Here is a 16663-nt window from a genome sequence, read left to right as displayed (position 1 = left end):
CTGCCATGACCCTTACCACCATCAAGCACAACGTCCAGCTGTCTGAACTCGATGCCTGGGGCACCGTGGCCGACCTCGGCTCCGAGATCCTTGCAGGCGAAGTGCGAGCCTTCGGCAAGATGACCTTCGGCGCGCCCACCGACCCGGTCAGCAGCGCATATTTTGGCACGACCCAGGGCAAGTTCCGCATGGTCTACCCGTTTGCCGAGCAGGCCACGGTGGTCAGCGGCGAAGTAGTGCTGACCGACGAATCCACCGGTCAATCGACGCGTTTCAAGGCCGGCGACAGCTGGTTCGTGACCAAGGGCACGCCCGTGCTGTGGGAAGTGGTCAGCGAGCATTTCGTCAAACACTACTTCGCCGTTGCCTGAGGAGGCCTCCCATGACGAGTTCCCCAGACTGGATCACCGTGGGCGCCCTGGCCGACGGTTTCGCTCCCCAAGCCTTTATACTGCCGAACCTGGCCGAGCTGGCCGGCAAGACCTTCACCCTGCACTTTGAAAATGGCTGGCAGATCGAGCACCGTTTCGCGCCGGAGCGCCTTGATTGGCACGCCGCCGACGGTCATTCCAGCGGCAGCGCAGCCTACCGCGCCACCTCGATTCGAGCGGGCCTGTACCTGGTCGACTTCATCAAGCATGAGGCTGGCCAAAGCTGGTCGATCAGCCTGGTGCTGGATACGCCGAATGCGTCCTTTACTGCCGTGATCGGGCGTATGCCGGACCCGGCAGAGACCCACGAAGGTCTCTACCACCGAGCCCTGGCCGGCAAACCGCTGACCTCGGTGCAGGTCGACTTCCTGCACGGCAGCCTCGACCGCCCGTGGCAGGACGGCCACTGCAAGCACGCGCCAACCGATGAGCTGGTGGGCCTGCGTAACCAATATCGCTACAGCCCCAGTGAGGTCTACGAGCACATCTACCTCAATGAGCGCTTCTACGCCTGGCAATGCTTGAAGGGCGTGGAGCAAGGCCTGTGCGACATCGACCGCTGCCATTACTACAAGATCGCCGAGCAGTTGTACCTGTTTGTGTGGCAGGAGAAGATTGTGCCCACCCTCGGACTGGTGTTGATCGACCTGCAACAGCACCGCAGCGACGGCAAGATCTTCGGCTATGCCGGGGCGTCGTTCGATGCGCTGTCGAACTTCCCGATCAGCTCGTATTGCCAGGTGCTTAACCGCACGGAGTACCCCCGTGACTGAGCCGCGCACGGTGGTGATCACCGGGGCCGGCACCGGCATCGGCGCCGCCTGCGCGCGCCTGTATGCCGAGCAAGGTGCGCAGCTGGTGTTGATCGGGCGGCGCCGTGAACCCTTGGAACAGGTGGCGCGCGACACCGGCGGCTTGATCCTGGTGGGCGATGCCGCCTGTCCTGGCACCTGGGACGGGTTTATCCGGCTGATCCATGAGCACTACGGGCGCCTCGATGTGCTGCTGGCCTGCGCCGGTGGCCATGGCTTGGGCAGCGCCACCCAGACCAGCTCCGCCACCTGGGAAGGCGCCCTGCGCAGCAACCTCGACAGCGCGTTCTACAGCGCCCGTGCCTGCTTGCCGTTGTTGCAGGCAAGTGCGGGCAACATCGTACTGATCGGCTCCATCGCCTCCTTGGCGGCGGGGCCGGAAGTCTGCGGCTACACCACCGCCAAGCATGCGCTACTGGGGCTAAACCGCTCGCTCGCGCGCGATTACGGGCCTCACGGTGTGCGGGTGAATGCCGTGTGCCCCGGCTGGGTAAAAACGCCCATGGCCGATGCGGAAATGCAGCCCTTGATGGACGCCTATGGCGATACCTTGCAGCAGGCCTATGCACGAGTTTGCGCCGACGTGCCACTGCGTCGGGCCGCCCAGCCCGAGGAAATTGCCAAGGTCTGCCGCTTCCTGGCGTCCAGCGATGCATCGATCATCACCGGGGCGACGATAGTGGCCGACGGCGGTTCAAGCATTGTTGATGTGCCGACCTTGGCGTTCACGCGCCTGGAGGCCAGCCATGCGCCGTGACCTGGATTTCCGCGGGCAAGTGGTGCTGGTAACTGGCGGCGCCCAGGGCATTGGATTGGGCATTGTCGACGCGTTTGCCCAACGTGGCGCGCAGGTGGTGATTGCCGATCGGATGTTGGCACAGGCCCAGGCTGTGGCCGCTGAGCTGTGTGCACAGGGTTATCGCGTGGAGGCCGTCGGAGTTGACCTGGCGGAGTCGGACGCGGTGTTTGCTTGCGTTCAGGGGCTGGCACGGGTGGATGTGCTGGTGCACAACGCCGGGTATTTTCCGTTGACGGCGTTTGACGACATTACCCCAGAGATTCTGCAGCGCACCTTGGCGGTGAACCTGTCGGCGTTGTTCTGGCTGACTCAGGCGGCGTTGCCGATGTTTCGTGAGCAAGGCCGTGGTTGCGTACTGGTGACGTCTTCAGTCACTGGCAATCGGGTGGGTTATCCGGGGCTCACTCACTATGCGGCGTCGAAAGCCGGGGTCAATGGTTTTATCCGCAATGCGGCGTTGGAATTGGCGTCGTTGAATGTGCGGGTCAATGGTGTGGAGCCGGGGATGATCGCTACGCCAGCGATGGGGAACCTGGGTGATGCTGCGTTGAATGACAGCATTGCCGGGCGCGTGCCGTTGGGGCGCCTGGGTTCGGCGCAGGATATTGCTGGGGCGATGGTGTTTCTGGCTTCGGATCTGGCGGGCTACATCACTGGCCAGACCTTAGTGGTGGATGGCGGTTCAACCCTGCCAGAAGTCTAAAACCCAATTCCAATGTGGGAGCTGGCTTGCCTGCGATACAGCCACCTCGGCGTGTCAGTCACACTGCGGTGATGCCATCGCAGGCAAACCAGCTCCCACACCAGCCCACAACGCATTTTCTTACGCCCCCACCGCCTGCAACCGGCTGGACCGGAAATCCTTGGGCGACAGCTCAAACTGCTTCTTGAACGATCGGCTGAAATGCGCCGAATCCGTAAACCCCCACTTATACGCAATCGACGTAATCGACTCACTGCGCAAAAACGGGTTAGTCAGGTCATCCGCACTGCGCTTGAGCCGCGCCCGCTGGATATAGCGGCACACACTGTCATCCTGTTCCTCAAACAACCGATACAAATGCCGCACCGAAATATTCAGCCGGTTGGCCAAACCCACCGGGCTCAGGCCGGGTTGGCTGAGCGACTCGTCAATCACCTTCTGCACATAGCTGCGCAGGTTATTGCCCTGCAACGTCGCCAGCCCTTCGCGGCACTCGTCACCCTGCTCCAGCGCCGAACCCAACAGCGACACAAACGCCGTCTGCAGCGCCGCCACTTCGCCCGCCCCATCGGCCGTATCGTCCTTGCACAGCTGGTCCATCAACACATGCAACATGCGCCCACAGGCCTTGGTCGAAGAAATTTTGCCAAACGCGCGCGACTCCCCGCCCAAGTGCTTGCACACCTCAGGCCGCGACAGCGACAGCGACGCGTGTTCGATCAAGCCAAAAGGGGTAATCTCGATGGAGCCCACCGAGTCCATCAACAGCATCTCGCCAGGCGCCAGTTGCAGGATCTGGCCGTTCTGCACAATTTGCGAATAACCGCTGCGCTGGCTGACCAGGAAACACTCCTGGTCGTTGTCGTGGTCGGCATGGTGCGTGGGGCGCTTGATCAGCCCGGCATTGGTGCGCAGGATCGCCAGGCCACGGGGCAAGTTGTTGATCTCGCCGATAAACAGCGAGCGGTTGAAGGCCAGTTCCGTGTCGAAGTGCCCACACGCAGCGCGCAGTTCGTGGTTCCAGCTGTCCAGCCCGTCGTGTGCCTGCTGTTGGATGCTCATGGGGTGCCTCCGCAATGGCTTGTTCTTGTTGTTCTGCTGCAATAGTTAACATGTTATCTATATGCGCGCAACAACTACCGGTTTACCCTTGCAGAAGCACTATTGATGCCAATCAGAGGTTCGACAACACCCGTTGCAGCCCCACCAGTGTCACCAGCAAATGCTCGCTCTGCACAGGGCTCAGGGCAATGTAACGCCGAAACGCCGGCAGGCGATTGACCACCTCGCTGCCGCCCATATGTTCCAGGCGCACACACCATTGCTGGTCCTGCAACTCGATACGCAGGCGCTTGAAATCCAGCGGCATCAAAGCCCGAAACAACGCCTCATCCGCCAGCAAACGCGCCTGCAATTCACGGCCCAGCGCCTGGTTGCCTGCACGCCGGCGTACACGCACGCCAGTGCGCCGAATCGCGCCGCCATGGTGCACCGCAAAACTGCCCGTGCCTCCTGTCGTCGCAGGCACATGCAGCACGAACTCGGTCATGACCAGGTGCATCAGCAACTGCGATTCGGCGCGTTCGACAATCTCGAACGCCACACCCTCCACTTCCAGTGTCGCCAGCCCCAAATTGCGCCGCAGACGCTCCAGCGTTACCCCAGGCCGATAGCCGGAAGGCGCACGATCCGCGCGAAACAGCTCAAACAGCTTTTGCCGCAAAGTCGCTATAACCTTCATGGGAATGCCCCGGTTCATTGCCGAATTCCTTGGCCAGCACCTCCTCCACGGAGGCCGGCTTGAAGGGGTTGACCTTCTGCACCACGAGGGTCCAGAACAACGCATAGGCGGCGGTGATCGCCAGCATCACGCCGAACGGCACGTAGATATCCGCCGGGTTCATGCCCGGCGGTGTGATAAACCACATGCCCAGCAAGATGCCGATGCTCGAGACGATCTGCGGCAGCGGGAACCACGGCGAACGGTAGGCCCGTGGCAAATCCGGGCGACGAATGCGCAGGCTCACCACCGACACCGTTACCAGCAGATAAGCGAAACTCCAGGCACACACCGCCGCCAGCACCAGGTGCATGATGTTGTCGGTGTTGCCGCCCAGGTACAGCGCGTGCAGACACGGAATCAGCATCGCCACCAGGATGCACAGCAGCGGTGTTTTAAAGCGCGGGTGCAGGTAGGTAAAGACCTTGGGCAATGCACCATCCACCGCCATGCCGTAGAGAATCCGCGGCACACCGGCCATCAGGGTATTGATGGTCGCCGCGCCGGCAAACAGGAAGCCGATGCCCAGCCACAGCGGGCCGACCTGCCCCATCACCTGCTCGGCGAACTTGGGGATGGCCATGGGTGTGTCCAGCAGGTGCACGCCCGACGCAGCGTCCAGCACCACGTTTTCCACTTGGCGCTTCATTGCAGCGCCGTAGATGAACATGCACGTGGCCACGCCCACCAGCCCGAGCATCATCGCCCGGGGCATGACCTTGGCCGATTGGCGCAGGTCTGGCGCCAGCGGCGTGACGAACTCGCAGCCGACGAACATGAACATCGCCATACCCACCAGGGACAGCACGGTGATCATGTCGGTGCCGACCAATGACACGCCGAACCAGCCGTCCAACTGCACCGCTGGCGCGGCGATCAGGCCAAGCACGCCGAACACCATCAAGGTGGTCCACATGCCAAAGGTGAGGATGATTTCTGCCCGGCCGAAAGCGCTGACACCAAAGGCATTCAGCACCCCGAAAACAACCACGAAGCCCACGCCCAGCAGCCAGGAACCGCCAGCGGACTCGGCCAAGGTATTGAGGTGCTCGAAGTTCACCAAGGCCATGACGCCGGCTAGAATGGTTTCGGCGGTGCCGGCAAACACGTGCACGATCAGGTAGGCCGACAAGGTGCCGGTGATCGCAAAAAACCGCCCCATGCCGCAGTTGATGTAGTCGTACACCGAGCCGGTGGTGGGCAGGATCGAGGCGGCTTCGGCGAAAGTGGTGGCCTGGGCCAGCATCATCACCACGGCGATCAGCATCGCCAGGGCAAACGCGCTGCCGCCGATGCCGAAGCCCATGGTGGCGGTGAGGATCACCGGGCTGGCCATGATCAGGCCAATGGTACTGGCCAAGGCGGTGGGAAAACCTACCGTGCCCCGGTTGAGGTGCGCGGTGAGTCGGTCATTGATCGACATAATGGGGTCCTCGAAAGCGTTTTTTTAATGTGCCAGCACTGTGCGCCCCACCCAAGTTGGTCGTCTTGCCCCTGTCTGCCGCCGGTTTTGTTGCTGCCTGCCACGGCGTATTGCCTGGCGGCCAGGGTCAATTCCCTGGCACGCAAATGAAAGACTTGCGCCTGCAGCGCTCGCCCTAATGCGCCCTCACTCTTAACCAAGCTGGGGACAATAACAATGGAGCACACACTGAAAAACCGTCGCTTGCGCCAGGCGGTAGGGCTGGGCATCGCGTTGCTGGTCGGCAAGGTTCAAGCCATCGAGCTGTACAGCGATGCCGACACCAGGGTCACCGGTAACTTCCTCGCCGTGTACGGCATGTTCAATAGCCCGAAAAACTACGACGGGCGCAGCGGCGGCTCGACCTGGCGTGAGGCGTTCATTAAGTACGGCCTGAGCGTCGAGCAAAACCTGGGCAACTTTGGCGGCGTGTACGGCACCGCCAACCTGGTGAGTTCCGGCACCTGGGGCGATGGCGATGCGTCCGGGGTCACCAACGGCACCGAGCGCACCACCAAATTCGACGAAGCCTTCGCCGGCTGGCGCTCCGGTGACCTGTTTCCGGCGCTGGGCAAGGATGGCGTCGACCTGTCCTTCGGGCGGCAAATCATCACGCTGGGGGACGGTTTTATCATCAACGACGACGGCCCCAACCTGGGCAAGGGCGTGGGCGATGGCGAGTTCAATCGCGGCGGTGCCTACTACATTGCTGCGCGCCACGCGTTCGACAAGGCGGCGGTGATCCGCCTGGGCGGCAAGGACGGCGTGCACGGCAGCCTGATGTGGCTCAAGTCCGACAACCCGGCGCAAGCCATGACCGAAATGGCCATCAGCACCCTCGATTACAGCGCCGCGCCGGGCACCTTGGGCCTGACTTATATTCACGGCATTGACGTGGATGAGCGCTACGCCACTGACCTGCAACGCCAGCGCAAGGGCATGAACCTCTATAGCCTGCGCGGCAGCGGCAATGCCGGTATCGATAACGCGCACTTTGCCTTTGAACTGGCGCGTCAGGACCGCCGCGACAGCCAGCAAAACGCCGGTTACGCCGAGGCCGGCTACACCTTCGCTGGCTTGCCGTGGTCACCCGACCTGACCTATCGCTATGCGCGCTACTCAAGAAACTGGGACGGCATGTTCTCAGGCTTCAATCGCGGCTACGGTACCTGGGTTCAGGGCGAAGTGGCGGGCAACTATTCCGGCCCCTACAACAGCAACACGGGGGTGCAGCACGTGGCGTTCAAGCTCAAGCCACTGGACAACCTGACCCTCGGCGCGTTGTTTTTTGACTACAGCACCGTCAGCACCCGTGGCCAGCTCAACCTGGATGGCCGTGAGCTGGACCTGTACGCCGAGTGGGCGGTCAACGAGCACCTGATCATTACGCCGCTGATGGGCCTGTACAAGCCCAACAAGGATGCCGAAACCGGCGGCAACCAGGTCGTCGGTAACGGCACCAATGTCTACAGTCAGTTGGTGGTTGCCGTACCGTTTTGAAGCCCTTCGGGCGCGCACGGACGCAGCGCCTGAACCTCTGCGTAAGCGCCTTGGTGATAAAGCAACGGCGCACGCCCGAAGTCATCAAAGGCCACTACCTTGCCGATCATGATCCAGTGATCGCCACCGTCGATCTGCTGGTATTTCTCGCAATGAAAGCGCGCCGAGCAGTCGGCGAACACGGGCGAGCCACCCTCGCCCGGTTCGTATTCGATCAAGGCGAAACGGTCTTCACGCGGGCGCGCAAAGTTATTCGACAGGTGCACTTGGTCGGCAGCCAGTACATTCACGGCAAAGTGGCTGGCCTCCTCGAACACCTCGTGACTGCTGGAGCGTTTGTCGATGCTCCACAGCACCAGCGGCGGGTCGAGAGACACCGAGTTGAAACTGTTGGCAGTCACACCGACCTTACGCCCGGAGGCGGTGGCGGCGGTGACCACGGTCACACCGGTGGCAAAATTGCCCAGGGCGCGACGAAAGGCGCGTGGGTCGAAAAGGCTGCTGTCAGACATGCAAGACTCCCGGACGGCGGCTAAACGGCCGCCCTGATTAGTGTGGTGGCAAACCCGTCAGACCATGCTCGGGTCAGGTTCCAGGCCCATCAGCTCGCGGCCGAGGATCTGCGCACAAACGTCGTAGTCGGTGTAGGCATGTGCGCCGGTCATATGGGAATCGCGGAATAGGCGCTGCATCTCGTTATGCTCGAACCAGGCATTGCCGCCTGCTGCCGCAAACAGACGGTCCACCGCCTCGATGCACATTTTGGTCGCGTAGGCCTGATTGGTGCGCCAGAACGCCAGGGTTTCGCGGCTGGGATATTGGTGCGCGGCGCTGTGCTCGGCATGTTCCTGCCAGGTCTTCTCCAGGAAGGCGCGAGCGGCGGCGACCTGATGGGTGGACTCGGCCAGGCGCATCAAGGCCGGGGTCGCCGCGCCCACGGCAGCGCCGGTGTAGGCGCGCACGCGGGTTTTGGTTTTTTCGCGGAACACCTCCAACATGCGCTCGGCCACGCCCAGGCTCACGGTGGAGAACCCGCTGGCGAAATACGGCCGGTACGGCGCGTAGAAAATCTTGCTGTCGGGGTAGAGGCCAAAGCCTGCGGATTTGCCTTCCATCATGTCCTTGGCTTTCTGGATACGATGCTCGGGCACCCAGGCACGGTCGATGATCAAGGTCTTGGTGCCGCTGCCTTTCATGCCGGCGGCGTACCAGTCGTCACGGATCTGGTAGTCGCTGCGCGGCAGCACGGCGAAGCAGTAATCCTGGTTGCCTTCGGCGTTCTGGCGACGGCAGCCGACAATCGCCCACTCGCCATGGTCGCAACCACTGCTCCAACCCATCTCACCGCTGAAATACACGCCGCCCTCGCCCTCGGTGACACGCCCGAAGGGCGCAATACTGCTGCTGGCGGTGGCGTCGGGGTTCGCACCCCAGATTTCTTGCTGCAACTGTACGCTGAACAACGCTAACTGATGGCTGTGAGTACACAGCAAACTCATGGCCCAGGCAGTGCTGGCGCAGCTGCCGGCGAGCAAGGCGATGCAGTCGGCGAACTCGGGCAGCGAGAGTTCCAGGCCGCCAAAGGCTTTGGGCTGAAAGGCACGGTGCAGGCCGATACTTTTGAGCCAGGCGATATTTTCATCCGGCACTTGGCGCAGTTGTTCGGCACGTGCGGTATTCGCGGCAATGGCAGGCAAGAGAGGTTTGAGGTCTTCGAGCAGCGGGTTTGGCTTTTTCATGGATAGCCCTGCTTATTATTGGAAGTCCGGCAGGCGCTCCGAGGTCAAGAGCGGCGCTGGATGCAGGCCCAGTATCGGCCGCGGGGCAGCGGCGCAACATGCACATTCGGCAGGCAAGGTTGTACTTTTCACAAGCACGGCAGGCACAGGCATAAAACCTGGCAGGCACAGTCAAGCCGCCTCCAGGAGGGTTGGTTACCCTCGAGTTTTCCTTTGTGAACTGCCAGGAACCTGCCATGAGTGATATTGCGCTGCTGCCCCACGTCGAAACTTTTTTACGTCGCCAACATGGGCTGTTTATCGACGGCGTCAGCGTGCGCAGCCACGCCAGCCAGACGCTGACAGTGACCAACCCGGCAACCGGCCAGGTGATCGCAGAGGTTGCCGATGCGGACGTGGCGGATATCGACGCGGCGGTGGCTTCTGCCAATCGGGGTTTTAAGCAGTGGTCCCAGGCCGCACCCGCCACTCGCGGGAATGTGCTGCTCAAACTGGCCGATCTGTTGGAGCAAAACCGCGAAGAACTGGCGCAGATCGAAACCTGCCAGTCGGGCAAGATCATCCAGATTTCCCGAGCATTCGAGGTCGACCAGGCGACGCACTTTTTGCGCTACTACGCCGGTTGGGCCACCAAGATCAGCGGCCAGACGCTCACGCCATCGCTGCCCTCCTTCAATGGCGAGCGCTACACCGCCTTTACCCTGCGTGAACCGGTGGGCGTGGTGGTGGGCATCGTGCCGTGGAATTTCTCGACCATGATCGCCATCTGGAAACTCGCCTCGGCGCTGGTCACCGGTTGCAGCATCATCATCAAGCCCAGCGAATTCACGCCGCTGACGATCCTGCGCATCGCTGAACTGGCGATCGACGCCGGGTTGCCTGCCGGTGTGCTCAACGTGCTGACGGGCGGCGGCCATGTCGGCAAAGGCCTGGTGGAGCATCCGGGCACCCACAAGGTATCGTTCACCGGCTCCGTGCCCACTGGCATCGCCGTCGGCCGCAGCGCCATGGGCGCAGGCCTGACCCGCGCAACCCTGGAGCTGGGCGGCAAAAATGCCGCCGGATTCCTGCGCGATATGGACGTGGACAAAGCCGTGGGCGGCATCATCGAAGCCGGTTTTTTACACTCCGGGCAAATCTGCGCGGCGGCCGAACGCTTTTTCGTGCATCGCTCGCAGATCGACGCCGTGCTCGACACGCTCAGCCAGCGCCTCAGCGCCCTTAACATCGGCTCGCCCCTGGACGAACGCACCGAATTCGGCCCGGTGACTCACCGGCAGCACCAGCAAAAACTGCTCGGCTACATCAATCAGGCCCGCGCCGAAAAAAACACAATCATTCACGGTGGCAACCTGATCGAGCGCCCCGGCTCCTACTTCGAACCCACCGTGATCCTGGCCAATAGCATCAACGACACTCTGCTCAACGAAGAAACCTTCGGCCCCATCGCCACCTTCCTGCCCTACGACAGCGAAGACGAACTGCTGGCACTGATGAACAACGGCCCTTATGGGTTGAGCGCCAGCCTGTGGACCAACGACCTCGGCAAGGCGCTGCGCATGATCCCGGCCGTCAATGCCGGCACTGTGTGGGTGAACATGCACACCCTGCTCGACCCGGCGGTGCCGTTTGGAGGCAATCGGTCTTCGGGGGTTGGGCGCGAGTTTGGCAGTGCGTTTATCGAGGATTACACCGAGCTTAAGTCGGTGATGATTCGGTACTGATTACACATGCTGTAAACACTACCTCCCACAGAAGTTACCAACCGCCCATCGCCAGGCTATGCGGCGAAAACTCCGCAAACTGCCAGCGCAGCGCCAATGCCGCCGGGCGGCGTACTACCTGCTCCACGGTCACTGTCCACAGCCGTTGGGCGCCCTCGAACCTGGCCACCTCAGGCCCGTCGAGGATCAGCGAAGTGCGCCCGGCAACCTGCAACACATCGCCCGACTCAAAATCAATAAACAGCAACCCCGCCACCGGGTTGAGCTGCAAATTGCCCAAGGTATTGAAGAACAGGTTGCCGGCAAAATCCGGGATGGTCAGCACGTCACCCTCAACCCGCACAAACCCCGTATTACCGCCTCTGTGTGAAACGTCCACCGAGCGTGCGCCATCCACGTCGGCGTAGCTGGCGACGAAGAAAGTGTCGGCGCTGCGGATCAACATTTGTGCCGCAGCGTCCAGGCCGTTGAGGCGCTCGACCGTGGTGCCGGGCTTGCGGGCGATGCCGTCGACGGGCCGCAACTGGATGTATTTGGGGCAGTTGCCATAGGTGTGCACCACATCGACCGAAAAACCTTCGTGGTCCAAACCACCGATGCGGCCGTTCATGCGGTTGCGGCGCCGGGTGTTTAGGTCAATGCCGAGCAAACCCACGCTGGCACCTAAGTGCAAGGCGCCAAGCGCCGGGTCGCTTTTGGACGGCAAACTGTCGATCTGCAAGGTGTGTGGGTCGGGTGAATGCGCAAAGCCCGGCGCGCCTTCAAGCATGGTCGCCCAGGGAATGCCCTGGGGATCCACTACGCCGAGCATCAGGTAGGGCAACAGCGGGTAGAAGTCGCGATGCTGCTCCGGCAAGTGATCGCGAATCACCTTGAGCCCGACCACGGCCATGCGCTCAGCCGCGCCAGCGCTTGCTTGCAGGTGCCGTTCGCCGGCATGCCAGGGAGATTGTTCGACTGGGTTCATGTTGAGCACCTCAGGTTGGATGCGCCCATGCTGCGCCCCACCTGCCAACGTGAGAATGCCCACACTTGGCAATCCACTATTTCACCGACTGAAATGCCGGATGCTCACGCAGCGCCGCCACACAGTGGTCGACAAAACTGCGTACGCGCATCGGTGCGTTGCGGCCCTCGCGGTACACCACATGCACCGGCAACGGCGGCTGTTCAAAGTCAGGCAACACACGGCGCAACTGGCCGCTCTGCAGGTGCTGGTGCAGCGGGTAACTCACGCAACGAATCACCCCCGCACCCTGCACCGCCGCGTTGATTGCACCTTGCACGCTGGCACAGCTCAAACGCGCGCGGGCCTTGAGCTGCAAGCCTTGAAAATCCCAGGCCACCGGGTCGGCACTGGCAATCAGCCGATGCTTTTTAAGCTCGCTCGGATGTCGGGGTTCGCCATGGGCGGCGAGGTAATCGGGGCTGGCGCAGAGGATATGCCGCACCTGCCCCACCGGCCGAGCGATCAGCGATGAATTGGGCAATTCGCCGACCAGGATCGCCACATCCAGCCCCTCTTCGTGCAGGTTCGGGTAGTAGTCGTGGTAGCGCGCCACCAGGCGGACGTCGGGGTAGTTGTCCATATAGCTGGCCAATACCGGCGCCATCACATAACGGCTGAACAGAAACGGCAAGAACACCTGCAAATTGCCCTGGGCCTGCACGTGCAAGCCCTTGGCCGAAGCCTCGGCGGTATCGACGGCTGCCAGCAACCGCACGCAATCGGCCAGATAGGCGCTGCCCGCTTCGGTCAGGCTCACGCCGCGTGTGCTGCGTTGCAACAACGGCACCCGCAGGCGGGCTTCCAGGCGAGCAACCGCACGGATCAGGGTCGGGCCGGAAACCTGGGCCTGGCGCGCCGCCGAAGCCAGGCTGGGCTGATCAGCCAGCGCTGCAAACAGCTGCATGTCGCGATAGCGTTCCATCAGCCGCGGCGCTTCATCGCCGGGTTCAGGGCAGCGTCCTGCCCGAGGCGATGGGTGAGGAAGTCCACAAAGGTGTGGACCTTGGCCGGTACGCGGCCGCTTTTCTGGAACACCACCTGGATCGGCAGCGGTGGCGGTTCAAAAGCCTCCAGCACAACCTCCAACTCCCCCGCCGCCACCGCTGCCGCGACCTGATAAGACAGCACCCGCGTCATGCCCCAACCCAGGCGCGCCAGGTTGATCGCCGCATTATTTGCCGTGACCACCAGACGCGGCTCGATGGGCACCGTCAACGGCTGCCCGGCGTCGACGAACGCCCATTCACTTACCAACTGGCTGGAGGATGACGTGACGATCTTGGCTTCACGCAACTGCTCAGGCCGTTGCGGCCGACCGTGCTGGTCGAGGTAACCGGGCGATGCACACACCACCCGGCGCACTTCCCCGACCTTTATGGCCTGCTGTCCAAGTTCTTGCAGATGACCGATACGCACGGCCACATCGACGCCTTCGTCGGTCATGTTAACCACACGGTCGACCAGTAAGGCGGTGATATTTACCAAGGGAAAGCGGTCCAGGTAATCCCCCAGCACCGGCGCCACATACAGCTCGCCGAACAGCACCGGCGCGGTCACCGTCAGGTGGCCGCCGGGGATGGAGTAGCTGCCCGCCGCCGCTTCCTCGGCTTCATCGAGCTCGGCCAGGATGCGTCGGCAATCTTCCAGGTAACGTTGGCCGGCTTCGGTCAGGTGCAGGCTGCGGGTGGTGCGTGCCAGCAACTGCGTGCCGATACGCTGTTCCATGGCGGCAATCGCTCGGGTCACGCTGGGCGGCGAGGTTTTCAGGCGCCGCGCAGCGGCAGCGAAGCCCTCCTCCTCGGCCACCGCCAGGAATACCTGCATCTCATGAAATCGATCCATCGGCACGCCTTCTCATTAGCTGAAAAACTACTTACCTGTGGCGAGGGAGCTTGCTCCCGCTGGGGCGCGCAGCGACCCCCAAAAAAATGACCGCGTATTGCCTGAATCAATGCGCTGCCCTTATTGGGGCTGCTGCGCAGCCCAGCGGGAGCAAGCTCCCTCGCCACAGGGGGTTTACGTTACTTTGCTTGCAGACCCACGGCGCTGCGCGGCATGCCGACAAACCCCGGCAACGCCTCGATGCGAGCAAGCCAGGCACGCACTTGAGGGTAGTCGGCCAACGACACATTGCCTTCCGGCGCGTGGGCCACGTAGGTGTAGAACGCCACATCGGCGATGCTCGGCTGCTCACCGACCAAAAAGCGGCTTTGGCTCAGTTGTTCGTCCACCAGCTTGAGCAGCGCATGGGAACGGCTGATGGCCGCGACGGTATCGACTTCGGCACCAAACACCACCGCCAACCGCGCAGCAGCGGGCCCGGCGTGCAGTTGGCCGGCAGCCGCCGACAACCAGCGCTGCACGCGAGCCTGGCCGACAGGGTCGCTCGGCAGCCACTGGCCGTTGCCATATTGGTTGGCGAGGTACACCAGAATCGCGTTGGAGTCGGCCAACACCGTGCCGTTATCGTCAATCACCGGCACCTGGCCAAAGCGGTTGAGGTGGGCGATAAAGTCCGGCGCTTTTTGCGCGCCTTGCTTGAGGTCGACCAGGATAAATTCACTGGGCAAGCCCAGCAACGACAACATCAGCTCGACCCGGTGGGAGTGGCCGGACAAGGGGAAACCATAAAGCTTGATCGCAGGCTGGGACATGAGAGGCTCCAAAAGTGGGGGTGTTGACGCCACACATACTCCACCGCTGCCCTGATCGATGGAATCACCAGACTTTACAATCGAGCATTTCACTCGATGAAACAATCACTCGCCAAACAATTCCACGATCAGGTTGAACAAGGTGGTCTTCACCGCACTGTCCAACTCGGTCCAGGCCAACCCCGTGGTGGCCTGAAACCCACCCAATTGCAAAGGCCGCGACACGCAATTGACTGGCAACGCCCGCGCCGCCTGCTGCGGCAACACGCCGATGCCCAACCCGGCGGAGACCAGCGCGAGCATGGTGGTGAACTCACCCAGTTCGCTGGCGATGTCCAAGGGCATGCCGACGGCCTGGATAAACTCATCGTAGAACCCCGGCGCGTAACGCCTGGCGAGGATATACACCGGCCACGTGAGCAGGTCGGCAGGCTGGATGGACTCCAGGGCGGCCAAAGGGTGGTCCATCGGCAGCGCCACGCAGAAACTCTCACGCAAGACCGCACGGGTCTGCACGCCGGGGTGGGCGGCCGGCAGGCGCATCAGGCCGAAATCCAGCTGGCCATTCTTTAACGCGGCGGCTTGGTCGGGGCCGGGCATGTCCTTGAGTTCCAGTTCGATACGCGGGTAACGCTGATGCACCGCGCGGATCAGTTGCGGCAGCAATTGCGGCAATACCGAGGACACAAACCCCAGGCGCACCCGGCCGATTTCACCGCGGTTGGATGCCCGCGCCGCCTCTGCCGCCCGAGCGGCCTGGTGCAAGGTGGCCTGGGCCTCAGGCAAGAACGCCCGCCCCGCTTCGGTGAGTGTGACCGAGTGGCGGTTACGATCCAGCAGGCGCACGCCCAAGCCGCTTTCCAGCAGCTTGATCTGCATGCTCAGCGCCGGTTGCACGATCGACAGCTGCGCCGCTGCCCGACCGAAATGCAGCTCCTGGGCGAGCACCACGAAGGCGCGCAAATGCTTCAACTCCATTAAATTCTCTCAGCCATTAGAAACGGTTATCACAAACGGTGATCACCCGATCACAAATGAAAATTGGACGCTGCCCAGCGCCTGGGGTGAAGTAAGCCCAATTCATACACGATATGACGGGGCGTGGCCTATAACAATCCGAACACGGACCCCACGTATCTGCTGCGGGTCGCGCTGATCACGATTATCGGATAGATATTGTTGATCACCCACCTCAAGGTCCATCCCTTTGTCGCCCTGGAGTTCATCATGCTGCTGTCGTTGGTAGTGTGAAGCGTTAGGAGAGGTAGCCATGCAAAGCGTTCTAGACAACTTCCGCCTTGATGGCCGGCTGGCGCTGGTCACCGGCTCCAGTGCCGGTATCGGCCTGGCAATTGCCCGTGGCCTGGCCCAGGCCGGGGCGCAGGTGGTGCTCAACGGGCGCAACCGCAGCACCTTGCGCGATGCGGCGGCGCTGCTGGCGGCCGAAGGGTTGACGGTGCACACCCAGGCGTTTGACGTGACCGACAGCACGGCGATCCAAGCCGCCGTGGCGGACATCGAAGCGCGCCTCGGCCCGCTGGAGATCCTGGTGAACAACGCCGGCATGCAACGGCGTGGGCCGCTGGAGGACTACAGCGAGCAGCACTGGCGCGAGTTGATCAGCACCAATCTGGACAGCGCCTTTCTGGTTGGCCAGGCCGTGGCGCGGGCGATGATCCCGCGCAAGCGCGGGCGCATTATCAATATTTGTTCGGTGCAAAGTGAGCTGGGCCGCCCCGGCATCGCGCCGTATGCGGCCAGCAAAGGCGCGCTGAAGATGCTCACCAAGGGCATGGCCATCGATTGGGGCCCGCATGGGTTGACGGTCAATGGCATCGGCCCCGGTTATTTCAAGACGGAGTTGAACGCCAACCTGGTGGCCAACCCCGAGTTCAGCGACTGGCTGGTGCAACGCACACCGAGTCGCCGCTGGGGCGACGTGGCCGAACTGGCCGGTGCCGCCGTGTTCCTTGCCAGTGACGCTGCCAGCTTCGTCAACGGCCATATTCTGTACGTCGACGGTGGTATCACCGCGTCGCTGTAAACCGGA

16 protein-coding genes and 1 pseudogene are annotated in these 16663 nt (G+C 62.3%); 7 read left to right on the top strand and 10 right to left on the bottom strand.

Annotated elements, in window-relative coordinates:
• The first annotated feature begins 5 nt into the window (after window positions 1-5).
• Genes AB4P96_RS12470 through AB4P96_RS12455 form a run of 4 tightly spaced genes read left to right on the top strand, consistent with a single transcriptional unit; the run spans window position 6 to window position 2745 of the window.
• Window positions 6-371 carry a cupin domain-containing protein gene (locus AB4P96_RS12470; RefSeq protein WP_138453175.1) on the top strand — a complete coding sequence of 122 codons (366 nt, stop codon included), beginning with the start codon at window positions 6-8 and terminating at the stop codon, window positions 369-371.
• 11 nt (window positions 372-382) lie between these two features.
• Window positions 383-1204: a molybdenum cofactor biosynthesis F family protein gene (locus AB4P96_RS12465; RefSeq protein WP_236461116.1), complete on the top strand. Its 822-nt coding sequence runs from the start codon at window positions 383-385 to the stop codon at window positions 1202-1204.
• Window positions 1197-2000, top strand: coding sequence for an SDR family NAD(P)-dependent oxidoreductase (locus tag AB4P96_RS12460; protein ID WP_138453179.1), 804 nt, complete (start codon window positions 1197-1199; stop codon window positions 1998-2000). The genes AB4P96_RS12465 and AB4P96_RS12460 overlap by 8 nt, the downstream gene beginning before the upstream one ends.
• The gene (locus tag AB4P96_RS12455; protein ID WP_186617575.1) at window positions 1990-2745 is read left to right on the top strand and encodes an SDR family oxidoreductase; all 756 of its coding nucleotides are present in this window, start codon (window positions 1990-1992) and stop codon (window positions 2743-2745) included. The genes AB4P96_RS12460 and AB4P96_RS12455 overlap by 11 nt, the downstream gene beginning before the upstream one ends.
• A 120-nt stretch (window positions 2746-2865) precedes the next feature.
• Here AB4P96_RS12455 and feaR read toward each other — a convergent pair whose 3' ends face one another.
• The 3 genes from feaR to AB4P96_RS12440 form a co-directional block, all read right to left on the bottom strand.
• Window positions 2866-3807, bottom strand: a complete 942-nt coding sequence (gene feaR, locus AB4P96_RS12450; protein ID WP_395600826.1) for a transcriptional regulator FeaR — start codon at window positions 3805-3807, stop codon at window positions 2866-2868.
• Window positions 3808-3919: 112 nt separating this feature from the next.
• Window positions 3920-4486 (bottom strand): DUF3156 family protein, encoded by a 567-nt coding sequence (locus tag AB4P96_RS12445; protein WP_170040418.1) that lies wholly within the window; start codon window positions 4484-4486, stop codon window positions 3920-3922.
• Entirely contained in the window at window positions 4449-5948 is a 1500-nt protein-coding gene (locus AB4P96_RS12440) for an APC family permease (protein ID WP_236461119.1), read from the bottom strand. The genes AB4P96_RS12445 and AB4P96_RS12440 overlap by 38 nt, the downstream gene beginning before the upstream one ends.
• Before the next feature lie 216 nt (window positions 5949-6164).
• Between AB4P96_RS12440 and AB4P96_RS12435 the strand changes: the two genes are divergently transcribed.
• A complete protein-coding gene (locus AB4P96_RS12435; RefSeq protein WP_138452231.1) occupies window positions 6165-7487 on the top strand; it encodes a hypothetical protein in 1323 nt (440 codons plus the stop codon).
• A gap of 32 nt (window positions 7488-7519) precedes the next feature.
• On the opposite strand, the pseudogene AB4P96_RS12430 reads toward AB4P96_RS12435, so the two are convergent.
• Together AB4P96_RS12430 and AB4P96_RS12425 are read right to left on the bottom strand one after the other, a co-directional pair.
• Window positions 7520-7999: pseudogene (locus AB4P96_RS12430) on the bottom strand (flavin reductase family protein); the annotation flags it as partial.
• A 57-nt stretch (window positions 8000-8056) separates the two neighbouring features.
• On the bottom strand, window positions 8057-9226 hold the full coding sequence (locus AB4P96_RS12425) for a p-hydroxyphenylacetate 3-hydroxylase oxygenase component (protein WP_138452235.1): 1170 nt from the start codon (window positions 9224-9226) through the stop codon (window positions 8057-8059).
• A gap of 236 nt (window positions 9227-9462) precedes the next feature.
• Here AB4P96_RS12425 and AB4P96_RS12420 point away from each other — a divergent pair, with 236 nt between their 5' ends.
• Window positions 9463-10950, top strand: coding sequence for an aldehyde dehydrogenase family protein (locus tag AB4P96_RS12420; RefSeq protein ID WP_170040414.1), 1488 nt, complete (start codon window positions 9463-9465; stop codon window positions 10948-10950).
• A gap of 34 nt (window positions 10951-10984) precedes the next feature.
• On the opposite strand, the gene AB4P96_RS12415 is transcribed toward AB4P96_RS12420, so the two are convergent.
• The 5 genes from AB4P96_RS12415 to AB4P96_RS12395 form a co-directional block, all read right to left on the bottom strand.
• Window positions 10985-11917, bottom strand: a complete 933-nt coding sequence (locus tag AB4P96_RS12415; protein WP_395600825.1) for a pyridoxamine 5'-phosphate oxidase family protein — start codon at window positions 11915-11917, stop codon at window positions 10985-10987.
• 76 nt (window positions 11918-11993) lie between these two features.
• Complete coding sequence (locus tag AB4P96_RS12410) at window positions 11994-12881, bottom strand: LysR family transcriptional regulator (protein ID WP_017139574.1); 888 nt, start codon at window positions 12879-12881, stop codon at window positions 11994-11996.
• Window positions 12881-13801: a LysR family transcriptional regulator gene (locus tag AB4P96_RS12405; protein ID WP_017139575.1), complete on the bottom strand. Its 921-nt coding sequence runs from the start codon at window positions 13799-13801 to the stop codon at window positions 12881-12883. Before AB4P96_RS12405 ends, AB4P96_RS12410 begins: the two co-directional genes overlap by 1 nt.
• A gap of 179 nt (window positions 13802-13980) precedes the next feature.
• Window positions 13981-14613 (bottom strand): glutathione S-transferase family protein, encoded by a 633-nt coding sequence (locus AB4P96_RS12400; RefSeq protein WP_017139576.1) that lies wholly within the window; start codon window positions 14611-14613, stop codon window positions 13981-13983.
• A 105-nt stretch (window positions 14614-14718) separates the two neighbouring features.
• Window positions 14719-15591 (bottom strand): LysR family transcriptional regulator, encoded by an 873-nt coding sequence (locus AB4P96_RS12395; protein WP_395600824.1) that lies wholly within the window; start codon window positions 15589-15591, stop codon window positions 14719-14721.
• Window positions 15592-15883: 292 nt separating this feature from the next.
• Here AB4P96_RS12395 and AB4P96_RS12390 point away from each other — a divergent pair, with 292 nt between their 5' ends.
• Window positions 15884-16657 carry a glucose 1-dehydrogenase gene (locus AB4P96_RS12390; protein ID WP_099549962.1) on the top strand — a complete coding sequence of 258 codons (774 nt, stop codon included), beginning with the start codon at window positions 15884-15886 and terminating at the stop codon, window positions 16655-16657.
• Window positions 16658-16663: the final 6 nt, after the last annotated feature.

The organism is Pseudomonas sp. B19125 (assembly GCF_044218855.1).
Lineage (GTDB): Bacteria > Pseudomonadota > Gammaproteobacteria > Pseudomonadales > Pseudomonadaceae > Aquipseudomonas > Aquipseudomonas edaphica.
This window is presented reverse-complemented; position numbering and strand designations above follow the sequence as displayed.

Excerpts from the sequence above, each read along its gene's own strand:
- AB4P96_RS12420 (WP_170040414.1), top strand. The coding sequence starts at position 9,463 with ATGAGTGATATTGCGCTGCTGCCCCACGTCGAAACTTTTTTACGTCGC.
- AB4P96_RS12425 (WP_138452235.1), bottom strand. The coding sequence starts at position 9,226 with ATGAAAAAGCCAAACCCGCTGCTCGAAGACCTCAAACCTCTCTTGCCT.
- AB4P96_RS12465 (WP_236461116.1), top strand. The coding sequence starts at position 383 with ATGACGAGTTCCCCAGACTGGATCACCGTGGGCGCCCTGGCCGACGGT.
- AB4P96_RS12390 (WP_099549962.1), top strand. The coding sequence starts at position 15,884 with ATGCAAAGCGTTCTAGACAACTTCCGCCTTGATGGCCGGCTGGCGCTG.
- AB4P96_RS12400 (WP_017139576.1), bottom strand. The coding sequence starts at position 14,613 with ATGTCCCAGCCTGCGATCAAGCTTTATGGTTTCCCCTTGTCCGGCCAC.
- AB4P96_RS12395 (WP_395600824.1), bottom strand. The coding sequence starts at position 15,591 with ATGGAGTTGAAGCATTTGCGCGCCTTCGTGGTGCTCGCCCAGGAGCTG.
- AB4P96_RS12440 (WP_236461119.1), bottom strand. The coding sequence starts at position 5,948 with ATGTCGATCAATGACCGACTCACCGCGCACCTCAACCGGGGCACGGTA.
- AB4P96_RS12470 (WP_138453175.1), top strand. The coding sequence starts at position 6 with ATGACCCTTACCACCATCAAGCACAACGTCCAGCTGTCTGAACTCGAT.
- AB4P96_RS12415 (WP_395600825.1), bottom strand. The coding sequence starts at position 11,917 with ATGAACCCAGTCGAACAATCTCCCTGGCATGCCGGCGAACGGCACCTG.
- AB4P96_RS12455 (WP_186617575.1), top strand. The coding sequence starts at position 1,990 with ATGCGCCGTGACCTGGATTTCCGCGGGCAAGTGGTGCTGGTAACTGGC.
- feaR (WP_395600826.1), bottom strand. The coding sequence starts at position 3,807 with ATGAGCATCCAACAGCAGGCACACGACGGGCTGGACAGCTGGAACCAC.
- AB4P96_RS12435 (WP_138452231.1), top strand. The coding sequence starts at position 6,165 with ATGGAGCACACACTGAAAAACCGTCGCTTGCGCCAGGCGGTAGGGCTG.
- AB4P96_RS12405 (WP_017139575.1), bottom strand. The coding sequence starts at position 13,801 with ATGGATCGATTTCATGAGATGCAGGTATTCCTGGCGGTGGCCGAGGAG.
- AB4P96_RS12410 (WP_017139574.1), bottom strand. The coding sequence starts at position 12,881 with ATGGAACGCTATCGCGACATGCAGCTGTTTGCAGCGCTGGCTGATCAG.
- AB4P96_RS12445 (WP_170040418.1), bottom strand. The coding sequence starts at position 4,486 with ATGAAGGTTATAGCGACTTTGCGGCAAAAGCTGTTTGAGCTGTTTCGC.